Source organism: Neobacillus sp. DY30 (genome assembly GCF_030123065.1).
Taxonomy (GTDB): Bacteria; Bacillota; Bacilli; order Bacillales; family Cytobacillaceae; genus Neobacillus.
Genome location: NZ_CP126093.1, coordinates 246,404 through 271,441, shown reverse-complemented (window position 1 = coordinate 271,441; position 25,038 = coordinate 246,404). Strand labels below are relative to the sequence as shown.

The 25,038-nt window shown below is 41.8% G+C and carries 18 protein-coding genes, 12 tRNA genes and 3 rRNA genes; 3 read left to right on the top strand and 30 right to left on the bottom strand.

What is annotated here, in order from left to right:
* Positions 1-18: 18 nt before the first annotated feature.
* From QNH29_RS01455 to QNH29_RS01380, 16 genes are all read right to left on the bottom strand, one after another.
* Positions 19-92: transfer RNA gene (locus tag QNH29_RS01455), tRNA-Met, on the bottom strand.
* 93 nt (positions 93-185) lie between these two features.
* Positions 186-301: ribosomal RNA gene (gene rrf, locus QNH29_RS01450) — 5S ribosomal RNA — on the bottom strand.
* A 72-nt stretch (positions 302-373) separates the two neighbouring features.
* Positions 374-3,308: ribosomal RNA gene (locus QNH29_RS01445) — 23S ribosomal RNA — on the bottom strand.
* Between the two features lie 189 nt (positions 3,309-3,497).
* Positions 3,498-5,047, bottom strand: a 16S ribosomal RNA gene (locus QNH29_RS01440).
* The 16S, 23S and 5S rRNA genes sit together here with 12 tRNA genes alongside, the layout of an rRNA operon.
* A 108-nt stretch (positions 5,048-5,155) precedes the next feature.
* Positions 5,156-5,229, bottom strand: a tRNA-Gly gene (locus QNH29_RS01435).
* A 16-nt stretch (positions 5,230-5,245) separates the two neighbouring features.
* Positions 5,246-5,322: transfer RNA gene (locus QNH29_RS01430), tRNA-Pro, on the bottom strand.
* A 6-nt stretch (positions 5,323-5,328) separates the two neighbouring features.
* Positions 5,329-5,405: transfer RNA gene (locus QNH29_RS01425), tRNA-Arg, on the bottom strand.
* 59 nt (positions 5,406-5,464) lie between these two features.
* Positions 5,465-5,550, bottom strand: a tRNA-Leu gene (locus tag QNH29_RS01420).
* A gap of 66 nt (positions 5,551-5,616) precedes the next feature.
* A tRNA-Leu gene (locus QNH29_RS01415) sits at positions 5,617-5,701 on the bottom strand.
* Positions 5,702-5,716: 15 nt separating this feature from the next.
* Positions 5,717-5,792 (bottom strand) — tRNA-Lys (locus QNH29_RS01410).
* Position 5,793: 1 nt separating this feature from the next.
* Positions 5,794-5,868 (bottom strand) — tRNA-Gln (locus QNH29_RS01405).
* Positions 5,869-5,890: 22 nt separating this feature from the next.
* Positions 5,891-5,967: transfer RNA gene (locus tag QNH29_RS01400), tRNA-Asp, on the bottom strand.
* A gap of 56 nt (positions 5,968-6,023) precedes the next feature.
* Positions 6,024-6,095: transfer RNA gene (locus QNH29_RS01395), tRNA-Glu, on the bottom strand.
* Between the two features lie 10 nt (positions 6,096-6,105).
* Positions 6,106-6,196 (bottom strand) — tRNA-Ser (locus QNH29_RS01390).
* Between the two features lie 7 nt (positions 6,197-6,203).
* Positions 6,204-6,278: transfer RNA gene (locus QNH29_RS01385), tRNA-Asn, on the bottom strand.
* Between the two features lie 119 nt (positions 6,279-6,397).
* Positions 6,398-6,871: a SprT family protein gene (locus QNH29_RS01380; RefSeq protein WP_283863108.1), complete on the bottom strand. Its 474-nt coding sequence runs from the start codon at positions 6,869-6,871 to the stop codon at positions 6,398-6,400.
* Between the two features lie 92 nt (positions 6,872-6,963).
* Here QNH29_RS01380 and cmpA point away from each other — a divergent pair, with 92 nt between their 5' ends.
* Entirely contained in the window at positions 6,964-7,077 is a 114-nt protein-coding gene (gene cmpA / locus QNH29_RS01375) for a cortex morphogenetic protein CmpA (RefSeq protein WP_095251326.1), read from the top strand.
* Between the two features lie 245 nt (positions 7,078-7,322).
* Here cmpA and QNH29_RS01370 read toward each other — a convergent pair whose 3' ends face one another.
* The 6 genes from QNH29_RS01370 to acpS all read right to left on the bottom strand — a co-directional run bounded on the left by QNH29_RS01370 (position 7,323) and on the right by acpS (position 13,264).
* The gene (locus tag QNH29_RS01370) at positions 7,323-9,497 is read right to left on the bottom strand and encodes a Tex family protein (protein WP_283863107.1); all 2,175 of its coding nucleotides are present in this window, start codon (positions 9,495-9,497) and stop codon (positions 7,323-7,325) included.
* A gap of 163 nt (positions 9,498-9,660) precedes the next feature.
* On the bottom strand, positions 9,661-10,011 hold the full coding sequence (locus QNH29_RS01365; RefSeq protein WP_034673264.1) for a type II toxin-antitoxin system PemK/MazF family toxin: 351 nt from the start codon (positions 10,009-10,011) through the stop codon (positions 9,661-9,663).
* Positions 10,012-10,015: 4 nt separating this feature from the next.
* The gene (locus tag QNH29_RS01360) at positions 10,016-10,297 is read right to left on the bottom strand and encodes a CopG family ribbon-helix-helix protein (RefSeq protein WP_192655130.1); all 282 of its coding nucleotides are present in this window, start codon (positions 10,295-10,297) and stop codon (positions 10,016-10,018) included.
* Between the two features lie 184 nt (positions 10,298-10,481).
* Positions 10,482-11,645, bottom strand: coding sequence for an alanine racemase (gene alr / locus QNH29_RS01355; RefSeq protein WP_283863106.1), 1,164 nt, complete (start codon positions 11,643-11,645; stop codon positions 10,482-10,484).
* Between the two features lie 129 nt (positions 11,646-11,774).
* Positions 11,775-12,785 (bottom strand): LolA family protein, encoded by a 1,011-nt coding sequence (locus QNH29_RS01350; RefSeq protein WP_283863105.1) that lies wholly within the window; start codon positions 12,783-12,785, stop codon positions 11,775-11,777.
* Between the two features lie 128 nt (positions 12,786-12,913).
* Entirely contained in the window at positions 12,914-13,264 is a 351-nt protein-coding gene (acpS, locus tag QNH29_RS01345; protein ID WP_283863104.1) for a holo-ACP synthase, read from the bottom strand.
* 98 nt (positions 13,265-13,362) lie between these two features.
* Here acpS and QNH29_RS01340 point away from each other — a divergent pair, with 98 nt between their 5' ends.
* Positions 13,363-13,956, top strand: coding sequence for a rhomboid family intramembrane serine protease (locus tag QNH29_RS01340; RefSeq protein WP_283863103.1), 594 nt, complete (start codon positions 13,363-13,365; stop codon positions 13,954-13,956).
* A 12-nt stretch (positions 13,957-13,968) separates the two neighbouring features.
* On the opposite strand, the gene QNH29_RS01335 is transcribed toward QNH29_RS01340, so the two are convergent.
* The 8 genes from QNH29_RS01335 to QNH29_RS01300 form a co-directional block, all read right to left on the bottom strand.
* Positions 13,969-15,414: a PH domain-containing protein gene (locus QNH29_RS01335; protein WP_283863102.1), complete on the bottom strand. Its 1,446-nt coding sequence runs from the start codon at positions 15,412-15,414 to the stop codon at positions 13,969-13,971.
* A complete protein-coding gene (locus QNH29_RS01330; protein WP_283863101.1) occupies positions 15,407-15,886 on the bottom strand; it encodes a PH domain-containing protein in 480 nt (159 codons plus the stop codon). Before QNH29_RS01330 ends, QNH29_RS01335 begins: the two co-directional genes overlap by 8 nt.
* A gap of 67 nt (positions 15,887-15,953) precedes the next feature.
* The gene (gene uvsE, locus QNH29_RS01325) at positions 15,954-16,916 is read right to left on the bottom strand and encodes a UV DNA damage repair endonuclease UvsE (protein WP_283863100.1); all 963 of its coding nucleotides are present in this window, start codon (positions 16,914-16,916) and stop codon (positions 15,954-15,956) included.
* 418 nt (positions 16,917-17,334) lie between these two features.
* On the bottom strand, positions 17,335-18,768 hold the full coding sequence (gene cshA / locus QNH29_RS01320) for a degradosome RNA helicase CshA (RefSeq protein WP_481858807.1): 1,434 nt from the start codon (positions 18,766-18,768) through the stop codon (positions 17,335-17,337).
* A gap of 286 nt (positions 18,769-19,054) precedes the next feature.
* Positions 19,055-19,744, bottom strand: a complete 690-nt coding sequence (locus QNH29_RS01315; protein ID WP_283863098.1) for an alpha/beta hydrolase — start codon at positions 19,742-19,744, stop codon at positions 19,055-19,057.
* Positions 19,745-19,840: 96 nt separating this feature from the next.
* On the bottom strand, positions 19,841-21,220 hold the full coding sequence (locus tag QNH29_RS01310; RefSeq protein WP_283863097.1) for a UDP-N-acetylmuramoyl-tripeptide--D-alanyl-D-alanine ligase: 1,380 nt from the start codon (positions 21,218-21,220) through the stop codon (positions 19,841-19,843).
* A 131-nt stretch (positions 21,221-21,351) separates the two neighbouring features.
* Entirely contained in the window at positions 21,352-22,434 is a 1,083-nt protein-coding gene (locus QNH29_RS01305; protein ID WP_283863096.1) for a D-alanine--D-alanine ligase, read from the bottom strand.
* 126 nt (positions 22,435-22,560) lie between these two features.
* Entirely contained in the window at positions 22,561-23,337 is a 777-nt protein-coding gene (locus QNH29_RS01300; protein WP_283863095.1) for a hypothetical protein, read from the bottom strand.
* Positions 23,338-23,634: 297 nt separating this feature from the next.
* Between QNH29_RS01300 and mgtE the strand changes: the two genes are divergently transcribed.
* A complete protein-coding gene (gene mgtE, locus QNH29_RS01295; protein WP_283863094.1) occupies positions 23,635-24,993 on the top strand; it encodes a magnesium transporter in 1,359 nt (452 codons plus the stop codon).
* Positions 24,994-25,038: the final 45 nt, after the last annotated feature.

The following is a 25,038-nucleotide window of genomic DNA, read 5'->3' as shown; positions in this document are numbered from 1 at the left end:
TTCTTGAAAGGAACTTAATTGCGGGGACAGGATTTGAACCTGCGACCTTCGGGTTATGAGCCCGACGAGCTACCAGACTGCTCCACCCCGCGACAATAAAAATTATTTCTTTAATATTATATGTGCACCAATATAATTTGTGCTAAAAAACAATAAATTATACACACATATTTAAAATAAATACAGCCTGGCAACGTCCTACTCTCACAGGGACAAAGTCCCAACTACCATCGGCGCTGAGAAGCTTAACTTCCGTGTTCGGTATGGGAACGGGTGTGACCTTCTCGCCATTATTACCAGACTGTTTTTGAGGTTTCATTCCCTCAAAACTAGATAATTCAGAAGAAGTTTGTAAAAACGAGTTCACCTTAAATTGGTTAAGTCCTCGAACGATTAGTATCAGTCAGCTCCACACGTTACCGCGCTTCCACCTCTGACCTATCAACCTGATCATCTTTCAGGGTTCTTACTAGCTTGACGCTATGGGAAATCTCATCTTGAGGGGGGCTTCATGCTTAGATGCTTTCAGCACTTATCCCGTCCGCACATAGCTACCCAGCGATGCCTTTGGCAAGACAACTGGTACACCAGCGGTGCGTCCATCCCGGTCCTCTCGTACTAAGGACAGCTCCTCTCAAATTTCCTGCGCCCACGACGGATAGGGACCGAACTGTCTCACGACGTTCTGAACCCAGCTCGCGTACCGCTTTAATGGGCGAACAGCCCAACCCTTGGGACCGACTACAGCCCCAGGATGCGATGAGCCGACATCGAGGTGCCAAACCTCCCCGTCGATGTGGACTCTTGGGGGAGATAAGCCTGTTATCCCCGGGGTAGCTTTTATCCGTTGAGCGATGGCCCTTCCATGCGGAACCACCGGATCACTAAGCCCGACTTTCGTCCCTGCTCGACTTGTAGGTCTCGCAGTCAAGCTCCCTTGTGCCTTTACACTCTGCGAATGATTTCCAACCATTCTGAGGGAACCTTTGGGCGCCTCCGTTACTCTTTAGGAGGCGACCGCCCCAGTCAAACTGCCCACCTGACACTGTCTCCCACCCCGATGAGGGGTGTGGGTTAGAATTTCAATACAGCCAGGGTAGTATCCCACCGACGCCTCCACCGAAGCTGGCGCTCCGGTTTCTCAGGCTCCTACCTATCCTGTACAAGCTGTACCAAAATTCAATATCAGGCTACAGTAAAGCTCCACGGGGTCTTTCCGTCCTGTCGCGGGTAACCTGCATCTTCACAGGTACTATAATTTCACCGAGTCTCTCGTTGAGACAGTGCCCAGATCGTTACGCCTTTCGTGCGGGTCGGAACTTACCCGACAAGGAATTTCGCTACCTTAGGACCGTTATAGTTACGGCCGCCGTTTACTGGGGCTTCGATTCAGAGCTTCGCTTGCGCTAACCCCTCCTCTTAACCTTCCAGCACCGGGCAGGCGTCAGCCCCTATACTTCGCCTTGCGGCTTCGCAGAGACCTGTGTTTTTGCTAAACAGTCGCCTGGGCCTATTCACTGCGGCTCTTCGAGGCTATTCACCTCAAAAAGCACCCCTTCTCCCGAAGTTACGGGGTCATTTTGCCGAGTTCCTTAACGAGAGTTCTCTCGCTCACCTTAGGATTCTCTCCTCGCCTACCTGTGTCGGTTTGCGGTACGGGCACCTTTTATCTCGCTAGAGGCTTTTCTTGGCAGTGTGGAATCAGGAACTTCGGTACTATATTTCCCTCGGCATCACAGCTCAGCCTTAAGGTGAACGGATTTTCCTATTCACCAGCCTAACTGCTTACACGCACATATCCAGCAGTGCGCTTACCCTATCCTCCTGCGTCCCCCCATCACTCAAACGATAAAGAGGTGGTACAGGAATATCAACCTGTTGTCCATCGCCTACGCCTTTCGGCCTCGGCTTAGGTCCCGACTAACCCTGAGAGGACGAGCCTTCCTCAGGAAACCTTAGGCATACGGTGGATGGGATTCTCACCCATCTTTCGCTACTCATACCGGCATTCTCACTTCTAAGCGCTCCACCAGTCCTTACGGTCTAGCTTCAACGCCCTTAGAACGCTCTCCTACCACTGACACCAACGGTGTCAATCCACAGCTTCGGTGTTACGTTTAGCCCCGGTACATTTTCGGCGCAGAGTCACTCGACCAGTGAGCTATTACGCACTCTTTAAATGGTGGCTGCTTCTAAGCCAACATCCTGGTTGTCTAAGCAACTCCACATCCTTTTCCACTTAACGTAAACTTTGGGACCTTAGCTGGTGGTCTGGGCTGTTTCCCTTTTGACTACGGATCTTATCACTCGCAGTCTGACTCCCACGGATAAGTCTTTGGCATTCGGAGTTTGTCTGAATTCGGTAACCCGATGAGGGCCCCTAGTCCAAACAGTGCTCTACCTCCAAGACTCTTACAACGTGAGGCTAGCCCTAAAGCTATTTCGGAGAGAACCAGCTATCTCCAAGTTCGATTGGAATTTCTCCGCTACCCACACCTCATCCCCGCACTTTTCAACGTGCGTGGGTTCGGGCCTCCATCCAGTGTTACCTGGACTTCACCCTGGACATGGGTAGATCACCTGGTTTCGGGTCTACGACCACATACTCATTCGCCCTATTCAGACTCGCTTTCGCTGCGGCTCCGTCTCTTCAACTTAACCTTGCATGGGATCGTAACTCGCCGGTTCATTCTACAAAAGGCACGCCATCACCCATGAACGGGCTCTGACTACTTGTAGGCACACGGTTTCAGGATCTCTTTCACTCCCCTTCCGGGGTGCTTTTCACCTTTCCCTCACGGTACTGGTTCACTATCGGTCACTAGGGAGTATTTAGCCTTGGGAGATGGTCCTCCCAGCTTCCGACCGGATTTCACGTGTCCGGCCGTACTCAGGATCCACTCAGGAGGGAACGAAGTTTCAACTACAGGGTTTTTACCTTCTATGACGGACCTTTCCAGGTCGCTTCATCTACCCCGTTCCTTTGTAACTCCATGTTGAGTGTCCTACAACCCCAAGAGGCAAGCCTCTTGGTTTGGGCTATGTCCCGTTTCGCTCGCCGCTACTCAGGGAATCGCGTTTGCTTTCTCTTCCTCCGGGTACTTAGATGTTTCAGTTCCCCGGGTCTGCCTTCAATACCCTATGTATTCAGGTAAAGATACTGCTCCATTACGAGCAGTGGGTTCCCCCATTCGGAAATCTCCGGATCAAAGCTTACTTACAGCTCCCCGAAGCATATCGGTGTTAGTCCCGTCCTTCATCGGCTCCTAGTGCCAAGGCATCCACCGTGCGCCCTTTCTAACTTAACCTAAATGGTTATACTCTTAATTTAATAAGAGAGAAAAACTAAAATGGCGATTCTCGGTTTTACTTTGACTTCTTCTTACGATTATCTAGTTTTCAAGGAACAAAATATTTTGAGAGATTGTTCTCTCAAAACTAAACAAACAAGTAACGGTCAACTTCTTATCAGTCCACAAGGACTGCATTATCCTTAGAAAGGAGGTGATCCAGCCGCACCTTCCGATACGGCTACCTTGTTACGACTTCACCCCAATCATCTGTCCCACCTTAGGCGGCTGGCTCCTTGCGGTTACCCCACCGACTTCGGGTGTTACAAACTCTCGTGGTGTGACGGGCGGTGTGTACAAGGCCCGGGAACGTATTCACCGCGGCATGCTGATCCGCGATTACTAGCGATTCCGGCTTCATGCAGGCGAGTTGCAGCCTGCAATCCGAACTGAGAATGGTTTTATGGGATTGGCTAAACCTCGCGGTCTTGCAGCCCTTTGTACCATCCATTGTAGCACGTGTGTAGCCCAGGTCATAAGGGGCATGATGATTTGACGTCATCCCCACCTTCCTCCGGTTTGTCACCGGCAGTCACCTTAGAGTGCCCAACTGAATGCTGGCAACTAAGATCAAGGGTTGCGCTCGTTGCGGGACTTAACCCAACATCTCACGACACGAGCTGACGACAACCATGCACCACCTGTCACTCTGTCCCCCGAAGGGGAAAGTCCTATCTCTAGGAGTGTCAGAGGATGTCAAGACCTGGTAAGGTTCTTCGCGTTGCTTCGAATTAAACCACATGCTCCACCGCTTGTGCGGGCCCCCGTCAATTCCTTTGAGTTTCAGCCTTGCGGCCGTACTCCCCAGGCGGAGTGCTTAATGCGTTAGCTGCAGCACTAAAGGGCGGAAACCCTCTAACACTTAGCACTCATCGTTTACGGCGTGGACTACCAGGGTATCTAATCCTGTTTGCTCCCCACGCTTTCGCGCCTCAGCGTCAGTTACAGACCAGAAAGCCGCCTTCGCCACTGGTGTTCCTCCACATCTCTACGCATTTCACCGCTACACGTGGAATTCCGCTTTCCTCTTCTGTACTCAAGTCCCCCAGTTTCCAATGACCCTCCACGGTTGAGCCGTGGGCTTTCACATCAGACTTAAAGGACCGCCTGCGCGCGCTTTACGCCCAATAATTCCGGACAACGCTTGCCACCTACGTATTACCGCGGCTGCTGGCACGTAGTTAGCCGTGGCTTTCTGGTTAGGTACCGTCAAGGTACCGGCAGTTACTCCGGTACTTGTTCTTCCCTAACAACAGAGCTTTACGACCCGAAGGCCTTCATCGCTCACGCGGCGTTGCTCCGTCAGACTTTCGTCCATTGCGGAAGATTCCCTACTGCTGCCTCCCGTAGGAGTCTGGGCCGTGTCTCAGTCCCAGTGTGGCCGATCACCCTCTCAGGTCGGCTACGCATCGTCGCCTTGGTGAGCCGTTACCTCACCAACTAGCTAATGCGCCGCGGGCCCATCTGTAAGTGTCAGCGTAAACCGACTTTCAGCTTTTCCTCATGTGAGGAAAAGGATTATCCGGTATTAGCTCCGGTTTCCCGAAGTTATCCCAGTCTTACAGGCAGGTTGCCCACGTGTTACTCACCCGTCCGCCGCTAACCAAGAGGTGCAAGCACCTCATGATTCGCTCGACTTGCATGTATTAGGCACGCCGCCAGCGTTCGTCCTGAGCCAGGATCAAACTCTCCAAGAAAGTTGATTTAGCTCATTTGTTACGTTGGCTAGTTTCTATAGAAGAAACTAATATTTTTTGTTGACGTTCTTGTTTGTTTAGTTTTCAAAGAGCAATAAATAATATAATTGGAGCGGGTGATGAGAATCGAACTCACAACATCAGCTTGGAAGGCTGAGGTTTTACCACTAAACTACACCCGCATATAAAATTATTGAATGGTCGGGAAGACAGGATTCGAACCTGCGACCCCTTGGTCCCAAACCAAGTGCTCTACCAAGCTGAGCTACTTCCCGTAAATATGGCGCGCCCGAAAGGAGTCGAACCCATAACCTTCTGATCCGTAGTCAGACACTCTATCCAATTGAGCTACGGGCGCATTTTTTACAGCAACTTTTATAGTATATCAAACTAAGTTTGACTTGTCAAGAACTTTTTTGGTGCGGCCGAGAGGACTTGAACCTCCACGGGGTTGCCCCCACTAGGCCCTCAACCTAGCGCGTCTGCCATTCCGCCACGACCGCATGTGTTACAGCGACATTTACTATCATACCAGATTATTAACGGTTTTTCAATAGTTAATAATTGGCTGGTGCGGGTGAAGGGAGTCGAACCCCCACGCCTTGCGGCGCCAGATCCTAAGTCTGGTGCGTCTGCCAATTCCGCCACACCCGCATATTGAATTGAAAATGGTGAGCCATGAAGGACTCGAACCTTCGACCCTCTGATTAAAAGTCAGATGCTCTACCAACTGAGCTAATGGCTCTTGGCTGGGCTAGCTGGATTTGAACCAACGCATGTCGCAGTCAAAGTGCGATGCCTTACCGCTTGGCTATAGCCCAACATTACTAAAGATTAAATTAATGGCGGTCCGGACGGGACTCGAACCCGCGACCTCCTGCGTGACAGGCAGGCATTCTAACCAACTGAACTACCGGACCAAATGATGTTTTAAATAAGAAACAGGAAATGAGCTATAATCATCTCCCGTCCCTGATGACCCCTACGGGATTCGAACCCGTGTTACCGCCGTGAAAGGGCGGTGTCTTAACCGCTTGACCAAGGGGCCTAAGTTTTTATGGCGGAGAAGGAGGGATTTGAACCCTCGCGCCGGTTACCCGACCTACACCCTTAGCAGGGGCGCCTCTTCAGCCTCTTGAGTACTTCCCCATAAAAATGGCTCCGCAGGTAGGACTCGAACCTACGACCGATCGGTTAACAGCCGATAGCTCTACCACTGAGCTACTGCGGAATAAACATTTAATTAGTAGCCAAACAAGGACAATTACCTTGTCGACTCTTTACATTATAATGACGTTATATTATAAAGTCAATACGATTTTTCGATAAATTAATTTGCAATTTATTTCCTTAATCTACAGATAACTCTTTTACCTTTATAAGCTTACCCCGGCACTTACCACATACATACCTGCTTGTATTAATGTTTCGTTTTCTCTTATACTCCTGACGGCATTTTGAACATTGATAAAGGAGAATTTTATTAGAGGTGCGTTTTTTAGGTTTGTCTAGCAGCGGACTACAAAATCTCGGTGCACCTACTTTTTTTAATAACATTTTAAAATCGGAATCACGATGCTGATACCCTTTTCCCTCTAAGTGTAGATGGTAATGACAGAGTTCGTGTTTAATAATGCCGATTAGTTCGTTTAAGCCTAGTTGATCTAAGTATTTTTTATTGATATCAATATTATGAGTACCAAGCAGGTATCGGCCGCCTGTTGAACGCAGCCTGCTATTAAAGGAGGCTTTATGCCTAAAGGGCTTCCCAAAAGATTCAATTGAGACTTTTTCAACCAGTTTTTGTAGTTCTTTATCCTCCATTTAGATTCCCTCCTTTTTAAAGCGAACGTGACAACCTATTATAGCATATATTATATATACCTTTAATGATCTACTTTTCGGGAGGGTGAACTATGCCAACGTGGTTTCAAAACCAGATGAAAAGAGCTTTCTACGAGAAGGACCGATACCAAATTAAACTGTTAAATCAATGCTGGTTTTTTTACAGAAAAAAACACATTTCATAAGGTGAACTGTTCAGTACTAATAAAAAACAATCCATTAATCACAATTTCCATGACCTCGGTAGCCAATAACCTCTATTGGTTACCACTTTTTCAATTTTTCTCTGTTATTGGTCATCATGAACGCTCTATGATTACCACTTTTTCAGTTTCTCTCCACTATCGGTCAGCATGAACAATACAGGTCAAATTAAATAACTAAAAAAGATGACCATCAATAAAGACGATCATCTTCCACTAGTATTCCTTTACTTAGACGGAGGCAGCATAGTTAACGCTACTCTTCCCTTTTTCATATCAACTGAGTCAACCCAAACGGTTACGACATCACCAACCGATACGATATCTAATGGATGTTTTACGAAACGATTACTTAACTTCGATATATGAACTAAACCATCCTGCTTAACACCGATATCGACAAAAGCACCAAAGTCGACTACATTTCGAACCGTACCTTGAAGTTCCATCCCTGCACTTAAATCTTCTAATTTAAGGACATCCTTTTTCAATAACGGACGCGGCAGGTCATCACGTGGGTCTCGTTCTGGTCTTACAAGTGCATCGATAATATCTTTTAATGTTAGTTCTCCGATAGATAGTTCAGCAGACACCGCTCTAAGATCCAGTCCACTTAGAGCATCTCGTAATTCGGCTGTTCCTAAATCCTTAGCTGAAAAACCTAAGCTTGTTAATAGTTTTTTCACTTCATCATAGTTCTCCGGGTGAATTCCGGTTCGGTCTAACGGCTGCTTCCCATCTAATACCCTCAAGAAGCCGATTGCTTGTTCATAGGTTTTCGCTCCTAGGCGTGGTACTTTCTTTAATTGTACCCTGCTCGTAAACTTTCCTTCCTCTTCCCTTTTTTTCACAATATTTTGCGCAGCAGTTTTGGTTAATCCCGCTACATATTGGAGCAAGGAGGCTGAGGCTGTGTTAACATTTACACCTACACGGTTTACAGCTGTTTCCACGACAAAATGCAATGATTCTGATAGACGTTTTTGCGTAACATCATGCTGGTATTGACCTACTCCTACAGATTTAGGGTCAATCTTTACCAGCTCCGCAAGCGGATCTTGTAATCTGCGTGCGATGGAGACGGCACTTCTTTCTTCGACTTGAAAATCAGGAAACTCTTCTCTCGCAAGATCAGAGGCGGAGTAAACACTCGCACCTGCTTCATTAACAATTAAGTAATAGATTTCTTCTTCCATTTCTTTAAGGATATCTGCCACGAACTGTTCCGTTTCCCTAGAGGCTGTTCCGTTTCCTATCGCCGCCATCTCCACTTTATAATCCCGAAGAATGCGAATGAACTTCTCCTTTGCTTCCTTTGTCTTTGATACTGGCGGGTGCGGGTAAATGACATCGATTTTTAGTACCTTTCCGGTTTCATCGACAACAGCAAGCTTACAGCCAGTCCGGTATGCAGGGTCTACTCCAATCACTACTTTCCCTTTTAACGGCGGCTGCAAGAGCAAATTACGAAGATTTTCAGAGAATATATGAATCGCTTGCTCTTCACCCTTATCGGTCAGTTCGCTTCGAATTTCCCTTTCTATCGAAGGCTGAATCAGACGCTTATAGCTATCCTCAATCGCTTCTATAACGAATGCTGCGGCTGGTGAATGCTGAGCGCGCACCCATTTTCTTGTCAGGTAGGATAAGATAATGTCATTATTTATTTTTATAGATACCCTTAATATATCTTCTTTTTCACCACGATTTAACGCAAGGATTCGATGCGGAACAATCTTATTTACAGGCTCCTCATACTCGTAGTACATTTCATAAACCTTTTTCTCGTCCTTGTCTGCATCTTTTACGATTGATTCAACTTTCCCAGACTTAAACGTTTCATTCCGAATCCACTTTCGGCTTTCAGCATCATCAGAGACCATTTCAGCAATGATATCCTTTGCACCAGCAATCGCTTCTTCAACTGTAAGAACTTCTTTCTCTTCCGATAGAAATTCTTTGGCTTTATCCTCGATTGGTGTTGACGGAAAAGTTAATAACCATTCTGCTAATGGCTCTAAACCCTTTTCCTTTGCAACTGTTGCTTTTGTACGCCGCTTTTGCTTATACGGACGATATAAATCTTCAACTTCTTGCAGTTTTTCTGCTTTTGTTATTTTATGTGTAAGTTCATCGGTTAGTTTACCTTGCTCTGCGATGGTCCGAAGTACTTCTTCTTTCCTTTGCTCAAGGTTTTGTATGTATTGCCAGCGTTCCTGGATATCTCGTATTTGTACCTCATCTAGCGCCCCGGTCATTTCTTTACGGTAACGGGCGATAAATGGTACAGTATTACCCTCATTCAATAAAGAAATAACACTTTTTACTTGTTTTTGAGATATCGTTAATTCGGCAGCTACCTTTCCAAGAAGCTGTTCATCTTTTACAACTGTATCGTTCACAACACAAACCTCCCATTCCTATTACCATATTGTATCAAATTACATCTATCGATTCACATAAATAAAAAAAGCAAGCTAATTAGCTTGCTAAAAGCAGAAACAATTATGAGGGCAGAGCATACGTATAAAAAAACGCTCTTTCTTAAAAGAGCGTACATACATGCTAAAATTCGATGAGACCTATACTTACTCGCAAGGCTTCATCCACTTTTTCCATCATTTCGTCATCGAGATGGGTTATTTTATCGGTTAACCGCTGTTTATCAATTGTACGAATCTGTTCTAAGAGTATGACTGAATCTCGTTCAAAACCGTAGCGCTTCGCATCAATTTCCACATGAGTGGGAAGCTTCGCTTTTTGAATTTGAGCTGTAATCGCTGCAACAATAACTGTGGGACTAAACCGATTCCCGATGTCGTTTTGAATGACAAGTACAGGACGGACGCCGCCTTGTTCAGAACCAACAACTGGGGATAGGTCCGCGAAATAAACGTCACCACGCTTGACAATCAAGGGATTACCCTCCGCTTACAAGACGTTCAACTGTGTGTTCTGCCTCAAATTCTGCTTGAAATGCTTCTGATGCAATTGTTAAATTGATCATTGCCATTTCCATGTATCCACGTCTCATGGACTCGCGAAGTTGTCTCTTTTTACGTTCGCGTAAATACATTTTAGTTGCTTGATAAATAAATTCACTCCGGTTAACGTTTTCTAATTTTACAAAACCATCTAACTCGGTTAAAAGATGTTGCGGTAATTTAACTAAGATTTCCGTAGTTGCGCCGGATTCAGACACAAACATACACCTCCACCATCACTACACACCAATTTTTCTATCTACCATATTTAATAATATCACTTAATGCCCAAAATGCATAGACTAAATATAATACTACTGTATTATAGGCCAAACAAACTACCTTTTATGCAATAAAATCCCGCATTATCATAATTATGTTACATTTTGATTATTAGCCCTGTTATTCATGAAGAAGATAGTTTTTTAATACGACAATTTTCCCGCCTTGTTTATAGAGACGGGGTACTCTCGTTGAGATGATACATGGTACTTCGTAATTAATTGTTTCTAGTTTATGGGCAATCTCATTAACTGAAATGAACTCATCATTTTGTTTACCAATTAAGGTTACTGTCGTACCAACTGGAACAGCATGTGGTAATTTTACCATACATTGATCCATACATATCCTGCCAACAATTGGTACTCTTATACCCTCAACTAATACTTCCTGACCTTGGAGACGTCGAATCCAACCATCTGCATAACCGATTGGAATCGTACCGATCCATTCTTCTCCCTCAGTCTCATAAGTAGCACCATAACTTATTTTTTCTCCCTTATCAAGCTTTTTCACATGAACAAGCCTTGAATGTAGCGAAAAAGCTTCCTTCAGCGGGAAAGGCAGCTCATGTTCAATCTCAGGCGAAGGAGTTAATCCATACATCGCGATCCCAAGACGTACTGCGTTAAAATTGGCTTTTGTGAAGCGTAAAGCCGCTGCACTATTACTGCAGTGGACATATTTAGGTCGTTGTTTTAAGACAGATAATAATTCATGAAATAAATGCAGTTGCTTTTCGAAATAAGTTTGATCGACTTCATCTGCTGTTGCAAAGTGCGTGAATACCCCTTCAATATCAATTCGCTCGTCATCAGATATCGTTTCGACCACCGATTCTAGTTCTTCCTTTGTTCGGATTCCCAGCCTCCCCATCCCAGTATCTAACTTAATGTGAACGGAAAGTACCTTATCCTTTGGAAGGTATGGTTGAGCCAATTTCACCCAATCCAGTTGGAACACTGTAACAGTGATATCAAATTCAACTGCCAGCTCAACGTCCTCTGGACGTGTAGCACCTAAGACGAGAATAGGCGCCTTGATCCCTTTATTTCTTAAGGCAATTGCTTCATCCATAAATGCAACTGCTAGATAGGCCGCCCCCGCATGCAGTGCACTCTCAGCCACTTGAACATCCCCATGTCCGTAAGCATTCGCTTTCACTACAGCTATGATATCCACATTTTTAGGCAAAAGTTTTTTAACGGAGGCCACATTTTCAGAAATACAATCTAGATCGACTTCTGCCCATGTATCTCTATAGAAAAAGCCTTGCTCAGTCATTATTCCACTTCCTAATTAACTAAAGTCACTGTTATCAAATTTATTTTACCTTATTGATTATCAAACTACTTTTTTTAATTGTCAAACATTAAAAAGCAGGCCCCATAAAGAGCCTGCAGCCTTAAACCCTTATTTTTCAACATCACCCTGGACTGTTCTTGCAATCTCAACAAGTTCTTTTTCTGTTAAGTCGTTTGAGGCAATCATGTAGTCTACACCATCCATGGTCCAAGTAATTGAACCTTCAGAAACAGCACCGATTGTAACACCTAAATCAACCAAATCGCCATCGATATATGTCGGTGATGTAGATGCCTCTTTGACTGTTACCTTTTCTTGTACGAGTGTAAATGACTTTTTACCCTCGTAAGTTAAGACAACTCGCTTACCATTTTCAAGTTTCACTTCTTTTTCATCCACTAATTTAGCACCTAGATCGGCAGTAGGATATTTAACCGTAAATGCGGTGTCCTTACTATCTGCCATTACAGGCAGGTTAAGATCAGCACGGGTCATATTCTTTTTCATATCAAAGTCACTGTCATCAAAGTTTGCATTAAATTTAACCTTAGAAAATTCCACCGTCACAAGAGCATTTCGATCAGGATCCATTACTTTTACAACAGCAGGTGATAAATCTTCTTTGTTAAGTTTAATTTCTTGGGTTGGCAGCATACTATTGTTCTGATAGCGAGTTTTTGTTTCAAATACATAATGTTCTTTTGTAGAAGAAAATTTCGCTTCTTTATCTTCAACGATGTCTTTAATTAACGATTCGTATAAATAGGCCTGGCTGCTGTTTTGCGGCCAATCGCTTTGAAATTTAAAGCTCTTCTTAAGAGCAGGAGTTAATACAAATACCCCTTCATTATTTCGTAAAATCATTTGGCTTTGGTCTTTTTCAGCATTTTTTAAATTCACACGATAAAACGTTGGATCTTTATGCCAAATTTCAACGTTGTATACCTGTGAATCAGTTCCCATTTTTAACGTCATTTTCGCGTCAACTTTATACCCTGATAAATCATTTAGTTTTCCATTTAACTCTTTCACCACATCATCTTTTGACTTTGAGCCGCAGGCTGCTAGTAGAAAGACGACCATTAACCCCGTTAGCACAAGCAACAACCTTTTCTTCAATTCCTTCAACTCCTTCTTGTCTCATTTTCATATGAATTTAAAGAAGACTTGTCTCTCCCATTTCCCTATGAATATATGAGACAACCTTTTGGAATATGATAAAGGGTTGCCATCTATTATGATTTTTTCTATTTTTCTTCAATAACTACCTGGGCAACAGCATAATCTCTGCTGTGTGAAATTGATAGAAATCCATTGGTCTCAGGTTTTACGATATAAGGCTTGCCTAAAGAATCTGTTTCAATTTCAATATCTAAAAATGACAGCTCTTTACCAATTCCTGTACCTGCAGCCTTTGAATAGGCCTCTTTCGCTGCAAACCTTCCAGCTAAAAACTCAATCTTTCTTCGTTCAGGAAGCTGTTCAAATGTTTGTTTTTCATTATCAGTCAGTATTCGATCAATTAACTTTCGTTGTCTCGTGACAATCTCTTCAATTCTTGAAAGTTCAATTATGTCTATTCCAATCCCTTTAATCATCTGCAGGTATCCCTTCTAATTAATTTAAACAATGCATAATAGTACAACAGGAACAAAATTCAGTCTATTATAGAAGTAAGTCCATTCAGGAGGTATTTATGTTTACGAGAACAGAGAGTTTTCGCGAATTTATTCGCTTTTACCCAGTAGTCTCTACCATTATTGCCATCCATTTTCTATTATATCTTTTTACTGCTTTACCTATTTTTCCAAACTTTTGGTTCAAGGCCACTTTTTCAGGGGTAAACCTCTATATTATGGAAGGGGAATATTGGCGGCTGATAACCCCTATTTTTATGCATGGCGGTTTTACTCATGTTTTATTCAACAGCTTTTCACTTGTCCTTTTTGGCCCAGCGCTTGAAAGGCTGCTAGGCAGAGGCAAATTCGTATTGGTCTATCTCGCTTCAGGCGTCGCAGCCAATGTGGGAACTCTGCTGCTTGAACCATTAACCTATGTACATGTTGGGTCAAGTGGAGCGATCTTTGGATTATTTGGTTATTATATTAGCATCATTCTCTTCCGTAAGCATATGCTCTCACAGCAAAACTCGCAAATCATCCTTATTATTTGTGCCCTTAGCTTAATCATGACGTTTATTCAGCCTAATATAAATATTACTGCTCATATATTTGGCTTAGCAGGCGGATTTTTACTTGGAGCTATTTTTTATAATAAAAAAAGGGATTGAGCCATTATTTGGTCAATCCCCTTTTTGAGAATCCCTTGAAAACCAAGTGTAGACCTTTTTCACATCCATCCGGTCCATGTCGATTACCCGGCCGCCAGCACCCCCGAAACCTACTTTTACAAAAGCCTCTAATGTCGCCAAGCTTTTCCTTCTTTGAAAATAACTTTCTTTCAATTCTAGACTTTGAATTTTATTTTTCTTAATAAACACAGTGGTTCGTACCATAGATCGATAACGGAGACTCAGTTGCTGTTCTTCCAATCTCCAGCCGGCATCCTTATATTTTAATACTCCCCAGATAGTTACCAGGGTGAGGATAATCAACGAGAGAATACCCCAAACCTTTAGAAAAACAATGGAGATCACAACAAGCGGAACAAGTATGATCCAGCTTCGAAAAACATAACGGTTCACGGCTCTCTTAGGAACGGGAGTAAAACTTGATGTAAATTGATAGTCAGTTAGAAATGGTCCTAAAATTGGTTGAATGTCCCGCAGCCTCACAAGTGGAAGAAGCAATACCTTAGAACCTTCCTTATTACTTGCTGAACCACCAGCACTTTCGACGCTGACAGACCCGTACCCAAGCCATTGCCGGACAATATTTTCATTGATTCTAATCGCTTGAATTCTGGTTAAAGGAATGGTAATTTGTCGTTTTTCCAAAAGACCTTGAGAAATAACTAAATCATGTTCCGTTTTCGTGACATGAAAATTAGCATATTTCAACATTGTTCCAAAAAGAGCAAGTATCCAAGCAACTAGAAGTCCTGCAAAAATGAGAAGAGCAATCAAAATTAGATTACTAACAGCCCATTGTTCAATACCGCGAAATATTTTTTCATAGGGAATAAAGTCATCTAACTGAGACAAAAATGCCAGCACGGCTGATAGGACAACTCCTACTCCCCCTGAAGTAAGTGAAAGTAAAATCAATTGTGAAGGTGTAATTTTATATACAATCTGACTAAGTTCTTCACGAACAGCTTGCTCGCTTTGGACGGAAGAATTTTTAGCACCTGCAACATATTCTTGTATATAGCGAGCCTCTTCTTTAGAGATGGCTGATAAAACTGCCTCTGCTTCATCGTTCCCGCTTCCGCCAGCTGTTTCAATCTGAACCTTTACCATCCCACATAAACGCTGAAGGAGGCCTTCTGAAATATCCAAACTTTGGATACGCTCTAACGGAATATACCTTTTTTTGCGGACAAAAACACCGTATTCAATTCGAATTTCATTCTCCTCTAATCGATAGGTATAGCGCAGCCATGAAACTATACTGACAAGGATAATTCCGATGATTGCAATAGCGGCAGCACCAAAAAGCAGCAACTTTCCGCCATCATCCTTATTTGAGATAAAAAACAATGCAATAAATGAAAAAATAAAATCTTTAATTCGTTTACCGATCGTTAACACAATCACAATTGGATGGAGCCTTTTCGGTTCAGACATCTTCATCCGCCACCCTTGCTAGATTCGAAATAAAGCGCCTCAATTCTTCCGCTTCACTCTCTTCTAATGCAGGAATTTCATGAGCTGTTGCAGCCGTATTGATAACAACAGAGGCCAATTGATAATTACGCAATATAGGTCCCTGAACAGTATCTACATGCTGTACTCGAACCATCGGAATTAATGTCCGTTTCACAATAAAGATACCTTCTTGAAGTTCAATTTCTTCTTCCCTAACATCATATCGCCAACGCTTCCATCTAAGGGATGGTAATAAGAAAATGAAAATATACGTAGAAATAAGTTCAATGGCTATTAATAAAAGAGATATCCAAAAAGGACCTTTAAAGATATGTAATAAATAGATAGCAATACACGCTAAAATCCAGCTAATCACAATTTTTATGGCACCTGAGATTCTCCAAACCGTTAGTGCCTTTACAGATATTCTTTTTTGCGGTTCTAGTATCATACCTTCCCTCCACTTCACCATGCCTTCTTATTAAGTATACACGGGAGTCAGTAAAGAAACATCCTTGTTATTCCACTAAAAAGCTGGATTGGTCTATTACATTAATTCCCGATCGGTTTCGCAGGTCATCCATCAGTTGAAAGAGAGCTGCGTCTTTTTGTTTGGCTTCAATCATACAATGGATTTCTGGTACAGTTCCTTTTATTTCTTGTAAGAAGCCTAGAAACATTTCTGGATCAACATAATCAGCATGTGCCCTAAAATCCTTTTCCGAACGTGGACTTGAAATATGCATTTTAACGGGGAGCGGAGAATCCTTCCATGTCGTGACGACTCTTTCCCAGTCTTGCTGCCACTCCGCTTCTTCATGATTAGCCAAATGATGGTGATAATCAAAAATCATTGGTATTCCCAGCTTTTCACAAAGATACAGCGTCTCTTTCACTGTAAAAGTTGTATCATCATTCTCAAGCATAATCATTTTTTGAATAGCCGGCTGGATGTATCCCCAGTTATGTATAAACTGTTCAAGAGCCGTTTCCTTGTCCTCATAACCGCCCCCTACATGCAGAACACAGCGGTGTTCTGTATTAATTTCCATGCCATTAAGCAGCTTTTTATGCATAACAAGTGTCTTAAGGGCGTTAGAGAGTATCTCTTTGTTAGGTGTATTAAGCACCACAAAATGGTCAGGGTGAAAATCAATCCGCATGGGGTGAACTTTCAAATAGTCGGCAATCCTTTTTAGTGCTTCCTTAAGCGGTTTGATATAATCCCATTCTAAAAGTTCCTCATGATTGGCAAGTGGAATAAGTCGGGAACTTAGCCGAAAGAAATGAATTTCATTTCCAGCATTGTGCTTTAATAACCTCAGACAATTATTGATATTTGATTCAGCAATTCGCTCTAGCTTACGAATTGCCGCCTCACGGTCTTTTATTTTGCTAAATTGTGCAAAGGTCATCGTTTGGGAAGGAGATGCATTCTGCAGCTCAACACTCATTGCAACATAACCAAGTTTAACAATCATTTTAATCACTCCTAACAAGCTATTACCATTAATGTTCCCAATATACAATTGTAAAATAGAGTCTCGATTGTTAAACTTGTCTGTTGATTTACACACCTTTTCTACCTTAACCTCAAATACTTGCTCTTTTGTTGAGTCTGTAATTTTGAATAAGTGGTTGCCTTGGTTACTCGTTACCGTTCACCCCCAAAAACATCGCTGTACGGGCACGAATAGACTCTATTCGTTACCGATTTACTTAAAGTTGCCTCCACACGGCACGAATAACTCTTATCGTTACCGCTTTGACTTAAAGTGCCTTCGCACAGGCACGAACTAACCCTATTCGTTCCGAACTAGCTCCAACTTCACCATCCTTAGTCCGAATCAAAAGCCAAAAAAAGAGAGCATGGGCCATTGCCTATGCTCTCTTACGTTCTTATCGATTAAAGCTTCTTGGTTTTGATTTGCCAGTTGTACGCTTTTCACCTGTTCTTGGCTTAGCAGGTCCCTTTTTACGATCACGGTCGCCGCCGCGAGAAGAATTATAGCCTCTGTTGTCATCTCTTCTTCTACGGTCACGATCTTGCGGCTTTCTGTCCCTCTTAGTGTGAAGTGGTGCTTCTTCTGTTAACTTCACCGGAGTTTGATCAGGTTCTTTTGTTAACATTTTCAAGACAGCTGCAATGACAGTTGAAGCGTCATTTTCTTCAAGTAATTCGTTGGCAGCTCTTTTATAAAACTGAAGGTTATTTCCTTCGATTGTTTGAACAATCTTATCCACTACTGCACGTTGTTGACCTTCTAATGCTTCATCTAGTGTAGGCGCAGTCATTCTATCCATCTTACGTTTCGTTGTTCTCTCTAAGATAGACAGATAAGACTTTTCACGCGGTGTTATGAATGTCATTGCCATACCAGATTTACCTGCACGTCCTGTACGGCCGATACGGTGCACATAACTTTCTGGATCTTGCGGAATATCAAAGTTGTAAACATGTGTGACACCGGAAATATCAAGTCCCCTTGCAGCAACGTCTGTTGCTACTAAGACATCAATCGTTCCTTCTTTAAATTTACGCAGAACTTGAATACGTTTCGCCTGCGTTAAATCCCCATGAATACCTTCTGCTGTGTAACCTCTTAACGTTAGAGCTTCCGATAATTCATCCACACGGCGTTTTGTCCGTCCAAAAATAATCGCTAACTCAGGTGATTGAATATCAAGCAGTCTTGTTAACACGTCAAATTTATTTTTTTCCATTACCTCAAGGTAATATTGTTCAATAGCCGGAACTGTCATTTCCTTCGTTTTAACACGAATGATTTGTGGATCCTTCATGAACTTCTCTGCCATTCTTTGAATTGGTGCTGGCATTGTAGCTGAGAAAAGTAATGTTTGGCGTTCTGCCGGTGTTGAAGAAAGAATGCTTTCAATATCTTCAATGAATCCCATATTTAACATTTCATCCGCTTCATCAAGAATCACTGTATTTACAGTGTCTAAGCGCATTGTTTTTCTGTTAATATGGTCCAAAACCCGTCCTGGGGTACCAACAATTATATGTGGGAACTTCTTTAATGAACGGATTTGGCGGCTGATGTCCTGTCCTCCATAAATAGATAATACGCGGACTCTTTTTCCAGATCCAATTTTATAAAGCTCTTCTGATACCTGAATAGCCAGCTCACGAGTTGGTGCGATAACAATCCCTTGAATCGCATCCTTGCTCACGTCTACCTTTTCAACTAACGGAATACCAAATGCAGCTGTTTTACCAGTTCCTGTTTGAGCCTGCCCGATCAAATCCTTACCCGCTAAGCCCATTGGAATTGTTTCTGACTGAATTGGTGTAGCTTCCTCAAAACCCATTTTAAGGACAGCTTCTAAAGTTGCCTGACTTAGGCCTAAATCTTCAAACTTTGTCAATGTTTTCATTCTCCTTCAATTATATAAAAATTTTATCTATGTGCTGAATACTTGTGATTCGCATCAAAATGCCGTAACTAGGTAACATCTTTATTTTACCAAAAAAAAGACATCCCTCCAAAGGAGTATGCCCTATTTTACTCGTTCTTTAGACACGTTGCTGATAATCATAACATTATTACAAGTAGATTGCAATTAATGCGGTTTATTAACGAGTCCCATATTAGCATTACCTTTCCATCAAAAAGTCATACACTTGGGAAAATAGGGCCTCTTTTTCCTGACAATGACATATATGATGGCTAGAATCTTTAATATACGTAAGCTTTTTTGTTTTGGCATTAATTGTCCGGTACAAGTATTCAGCACTTTTAGGAGGTACGATTCCATCACATTCTCCCTGTGCAATGAGAGTTGGCACTTCTATTTGCGGGAGAAGTGGTTTAATGTAGGAAACAAGCCTGCGAAATTGAAAGGTTGCTCTTATGGGAGTTGCTTTTATTTTTCTTTTATAGCGTTGAAATAATTCATTATCTTGTAAGTTTCCTTTAAATAAATCAATCATCATTGATTTAATTTCACTTGCCATCTGTTTGGGGTTTACATAATAGGCAGCCGCACTAAGTAGTACAAGCTTGTCCACAGGGTATTTTGCAGCCAAGAGACTAGCTATCATGCCGCCCATAGAAAACCCGATTACATAAACTTTGTCACATCTTTCAATCAATTTCTTTAATTCAGATTCTGCATGTTCGATCCACTGTTGATAATGGATATCTTTTAGTGAAAGATTTTCGCCATGTCCAGGAAGAGTAGGGACACTGAATATCCAGTCTGTATGCTTCATTAAATACTCAGCAAGCGGCTCTACCTCATATGGTGCCCCTGTAAATCCATGAATACATAAACAGCCAATCAAGACTCTCCACCTACTTTGCTATGAATGAATTATTTTTCTTAGTGTTCCATCAACAGCTTTAAGCATACGGTCTAGATCCTGCAGATTTTTATACCTCTACTTTTTTTGTAGGGCGGTCACTATTTCCTCAAGTTTCATCCCTCTTGAAGCCTTTACAAGAACTAACGTATGGTTGTTTACATGCTGTTCCAGTACTTCTATCAACTCGTTTTTATCCGTAAAGGAAAAAACTCTTTGTTTTCCTAATGTTGATCTTGCACCTTCAGCGATATGTTCCGCCAATTTACCATAGGTGAACAACAAATCTATTTTATCAGGATTCAAACCTTCACCAATTTGCTTATGATATTGTTCTTCTTGAGGCCCTAACTCAAGCATATCACCTAGGACGAGGATGATTTTATCATAACCCTTTAAATGTGATACCAGTTCAATTGCTGCCATTACAGAGGTAGGACTGGCATTATAGGCGTCATTAATGATTTTTTCACCATGACTACCTTCCACTAACTCCATACGCATATTCGTTAGTTTAACACTAGTTAAACCTTCATTCATTTTTTCAAATGGCACATTAAAGTAATCTGCAATAATCATAGCAGCAAGAGCATTTAATATATTATGTGTACCCAATACAGGAAGTTCGAAACTTTTCGAGGACTTATTGATTTTAAACATATTTCCCTGCTCTAACTGAGTAATTTCTGTAGGAAAAAAGTCATTTCTTTCCGTTCTTCCAAATGTTTGTACATTCACATTTCCTTTATATTTATTAATTCGTTCCATCAAAAGGGGCTCATCACCATGAAGCACGGCCAAACCGCCATCTTTTAGACCTTGCAATATCTCGAGCTTTGCTTCAGCTATTCCCTCTCTTGAGCCGAGGTCGAGAAGATGGGATTCTCCGATATTGGTAATCACAACTGCATCCGGAGAAGCAAGTTTTGTCAGGAATGCAATTTCTCCTCTGCCGCTCATGCCCATTTCTAAAACAGCGATTTCCGTATCGTCATCTAAACCTAAAACCGTTAATGGCAAACCAATATGGTTATTATAATTGCCCTCAGTTTTTTGAACTTTATAGGTAGTAGACAGCAGAGAATATGTCATATCCTTAGTTGTAGTTTTCCCGTTGCTTCCAGTTATCCCCACCACTTTTACTTGTAACTGTTTGCGATATTCTCTCGCTAATTCCTGTAACGCCGCAAGGCAATCCTCTACAATAAGAATCGGTAAATGCAGGGGGGGATTCGGTACATCACTTTGCCAAAGTGCCGCGGCTGCTCCTTTTTTCAAGGAATCCTCTACAAATTTATGACCATCTGAGTGTTCCCCTTTAAACGGAATAAACAAGTTTCCTATTTCAATTTTTCGAGAATCGATTGAAACACCATTGATTTCTGTATCAGCAAATGAGGTAATCTCATTTTTGACAGAAATCATATCCGAAATCTGCTTTAAGGTTTTTTTTATCATGTTAATCCTCCAGTAGGATATTTTATAAGAAAAGCGTAAGCGCCTTGCACAGGGGCTTATGACCCCGAGCCCCTAGGCGCTGAAGCTAGACAATTCACAAAAGACACGGCACCAAGCCGTGTCAAAGTATGCTAAAAGGTATATTTAATATTTTGTTTCTCAGCATGGCGTTCTTTTGCAAGGTTTACTAATGTCTCAATCAACTGCGGATACTCAACACCCGTATGCTTCCATAACAACGGGAACATGCTAAATGGTGTGAAGCCTGGCATTGTATTCACTTCATTGATTAATGCCCTGCCATCACTTGTTAAAAAGAAATCAGCACGTACAAGACCTGAACAATCCAACGCTTTAAAGGCTTGAATTGCCATCTCTTTGATTTGCTGATACTCTTCATCAGTTACATCTGCAGGTATGATTAAAGCCGTATCTCCATCTTCATATTTCGCTTTATAATCATAAAAATCCTTCTTTGGTACAATTTCACCAGCCACGGAACACTTTGGATCATCATTTCCAAGAATACCCACTTCAATTTCACGGGCTATAACACCCTCTTCAATGATTACCTTGCGATCAAATTGAAACGCTTCTAAGAAGGCAGCTTCTAGCTCCGCCCGGTTTGTACATTTGCTAATTCCGACACTAGAGCCTAAGTTTGCCGGCTTTACAAAGCAAGGGTAGCCTAGTTTCTCTTCGACTTTAGTATATACCAACTCTTTCTCCTTTTCCCATTCCGCCCGAACGTAAGCAACAAAATTTACCTGCGGGAGGCCAGCTTGTGCAAATACATTTTTCATCATAACTTTATCCATACCTGCAGCGGATGCTAATACGCCATTGCCCACATATGGCAGGTTTAACAATTCCAATAATCCTTGTACGGTTCCGTCCTCACCATTTGGTCCATGGAGCAGCGGGAAAATAACATCCAGTGGTTCGTTAGTCTGTTTTTGATTACCGCTGAAAAGAGTTGGTGCCAATGATAAAGGTGATAACTGATTTTCATTAGAAAATACTAATGCTTTGACATCTTCTGCTGGCGCAGTGAGCTGAGGTCCCTTTATCCACTGACCTTCTTCATTTATGTAAATCGGATGAATTTCATATTTTTCAAGGTCAAGGGCCTTAATGACCGCTAGAGCTGTTTGTAAGGATACTTTATGTTCAGCGGATTTACCTCCGTATAGTAAACCAATTTTTGTTTTCATACTAAACCTCCATTTTCGCATTCACGATTTTATTTTATCACTTTTATTATTTTATGAAACCTACAGCTTGGCTAAAAACTATCTATTATACAAACACAAAGAAATCTCCCCAGCGAAATGGAGAGATTAAATTACGGTAAGCTTCCATTCTTTTGTTTTTTTATCAAAAATAATTTTGGCATGGCAGTTTTCGCCTGAAATTTGTTCGTATTCCTCGTACATATCATCCATTGTTGCGAAATCACCTATTACCCAAATCGGGATTTCCAGTTTGTTTCGCTGATGATCAACATCCCGTAAGGAAATACAGATACCTTCCTTAATAAAGGGAGTTAAGGATAAGAGAATTTCCTTATTGATTGGGGGATATGAACGTTTTTTTCTGATTCCAAGAAGAGTCTTTTCAAGCTTCAACTTTCCTAACTTAATGGAAAGCGTATAGCTTAAAAGATGGAAAAAGTCCTTAAAACTTCGATAATATACTTTGTTAAAAAATCCATCATCATGTGCCAAATAAACAAAACGGTTACCAAGCTTATTATAAAAGGGCAGTTTTAAATGTTGCTTTTGATGTCCCAAATATAATATCTCCGCCATTTCCTGTCCTGTTAGTTCATTTAATCCTTCTTCTTCGACAAAGTCAATCCAGCAAAAATCGCCGTAGCTATATATATCTTCAGCCGCTAAACTGTCGATTCTCTCGTCCGGACAATATTCGAGCAGAGTATGCATATTAAACTCACCGTCTTCAAAGCGGTGTTTTAATAATAACAAATGATTCAATGTACCCGAAAAAGCAGCAGCAAATTCAGCAAATTCAATACCGTAGGATAGTACATACTGATCATTTTGATTTAAGTGGACGTAGACAAGATCCTGTATGTCTTGATGGTGCTTTTTCAAAGCCAAACTCCTCCGATCAGGAAAATAAACATTATAATAATGAGTGTATGTACTCATTTAAATACTCGCCAATATTAACCAATCTTTCACTATTTTATCACTAATAGTCCAAATAGCTTATTTCAATTCTTTTACATTTCTAATGATTTTTGTGATACTTTTGAAACAGTAAGCTTGATTCCTTTGTGGAAAACACATACTAGTCGGTAGTAGTATTAACAGCAGTACTGTCAACAAATCATTTTTTACATACATGTATAAAAAGAAAACGCACCGTTCGAAAGGAGCGTACAGTAAATGATTAAAGATATGACGCAAAACGAAATAACTCTCCATATTATAAAATTATTAAAGGACAACAAAAAGGCGGACTTTCTCACTATCCTCGAGGAATTGCAGCCTTACGATACAGCAAAAATATATGAGGATTTACCTGAGAAACATAAACTCCGTTTTCTATTATTTTTAAATTTTGAAGGACTTGCAGACCTCATGCAGGAACTTGAAAAAGAAGAACAGCTTGAGGTATTAAACAAACTCGGGATTGAGAAATCCAGTAAAGTCCTGGATTTAATGGACAATGATGACTTGGCCCTGCTTCTAGATGAATTATCTCCAGAGAAAAAAGAGTCCCTGCTCTCCGGTATGAAAGTAGAAGAGTCTAAAGCCGTTACCGATATTATGAATTACCCTCCTGAAACGGCAGGACGAATGATGACCAATCGCTTTGTCTGGATTCGAAGTTATTACACCGTACGAGAGGCAGTTGATAAGTTAAAAACATTTGCGGAGTTTGCTGAATCTATCAACTACTTATACGTCGTCGATGAAGCTAGAAAACTGGTTGGTGTGGTTTCTTATCGGGATTTACTGCTAGCGGATCTCAATGAGAAAATTCATAACATTATGTATGAACGTGTAATATCTGTTACTGTTACTACCGACCAGGAAGTAGTCGCCAGAATGACGGAACGATACGATTTCCTAGCCATCCCCGTAGTCGATGAGAATAATATGCTTGTCGGCATCGTAACGGTCGACGATATTATTGATGTCGTCATTAAAGAGGCAAATGAGGATATAGAGAAATTATCAGCCTCTGGGAAATCAATAGACTTTGACACAAAAACCTTTGTTGCTGCCACAAGGAGGCTTCCATGGCTTATTTTGCTTTTATTTATCGGGCTGATATCCGGCAGTATTATTTCAAGCTTTGAAAATACATTGGAACAGGTCGTTGCTATTGCGTTTTTCATGCCAATGATTGCTGGAATGACAGGTAATACAGGCACTCAATCGTTAGCCGTTGTTGTGAGAGGACTTATTTCTCATGATATTGATAAAGGAGTCATCCTTCGCTTAATCGGCCGTGAACTTGGTGTAGGTATAACAATCGGGGTTACCTGCGCCATCCTTATATCCATCATTGCTTATATATGGCAGGGCAGCTTTATTTTAGGTGCAGTAGTCGGTGTTTCACTATTCTTCACGCTCGTTATAGGCACCCTGGCTGGTACGATTATCCCATTAATTCTATTTCGGTTAAATATTGATCCAGCCGTTGCCTCTGGTCCGTTAATTACCACAATTAATGATATTTTTTCATTACTAACCTACTTCGGCATCGCAACAATGTTCCTAAAACATCTCATGTAAGCACGGTCTTAGACCGTGTTTTATTTTTTTGAAACATATTATGTT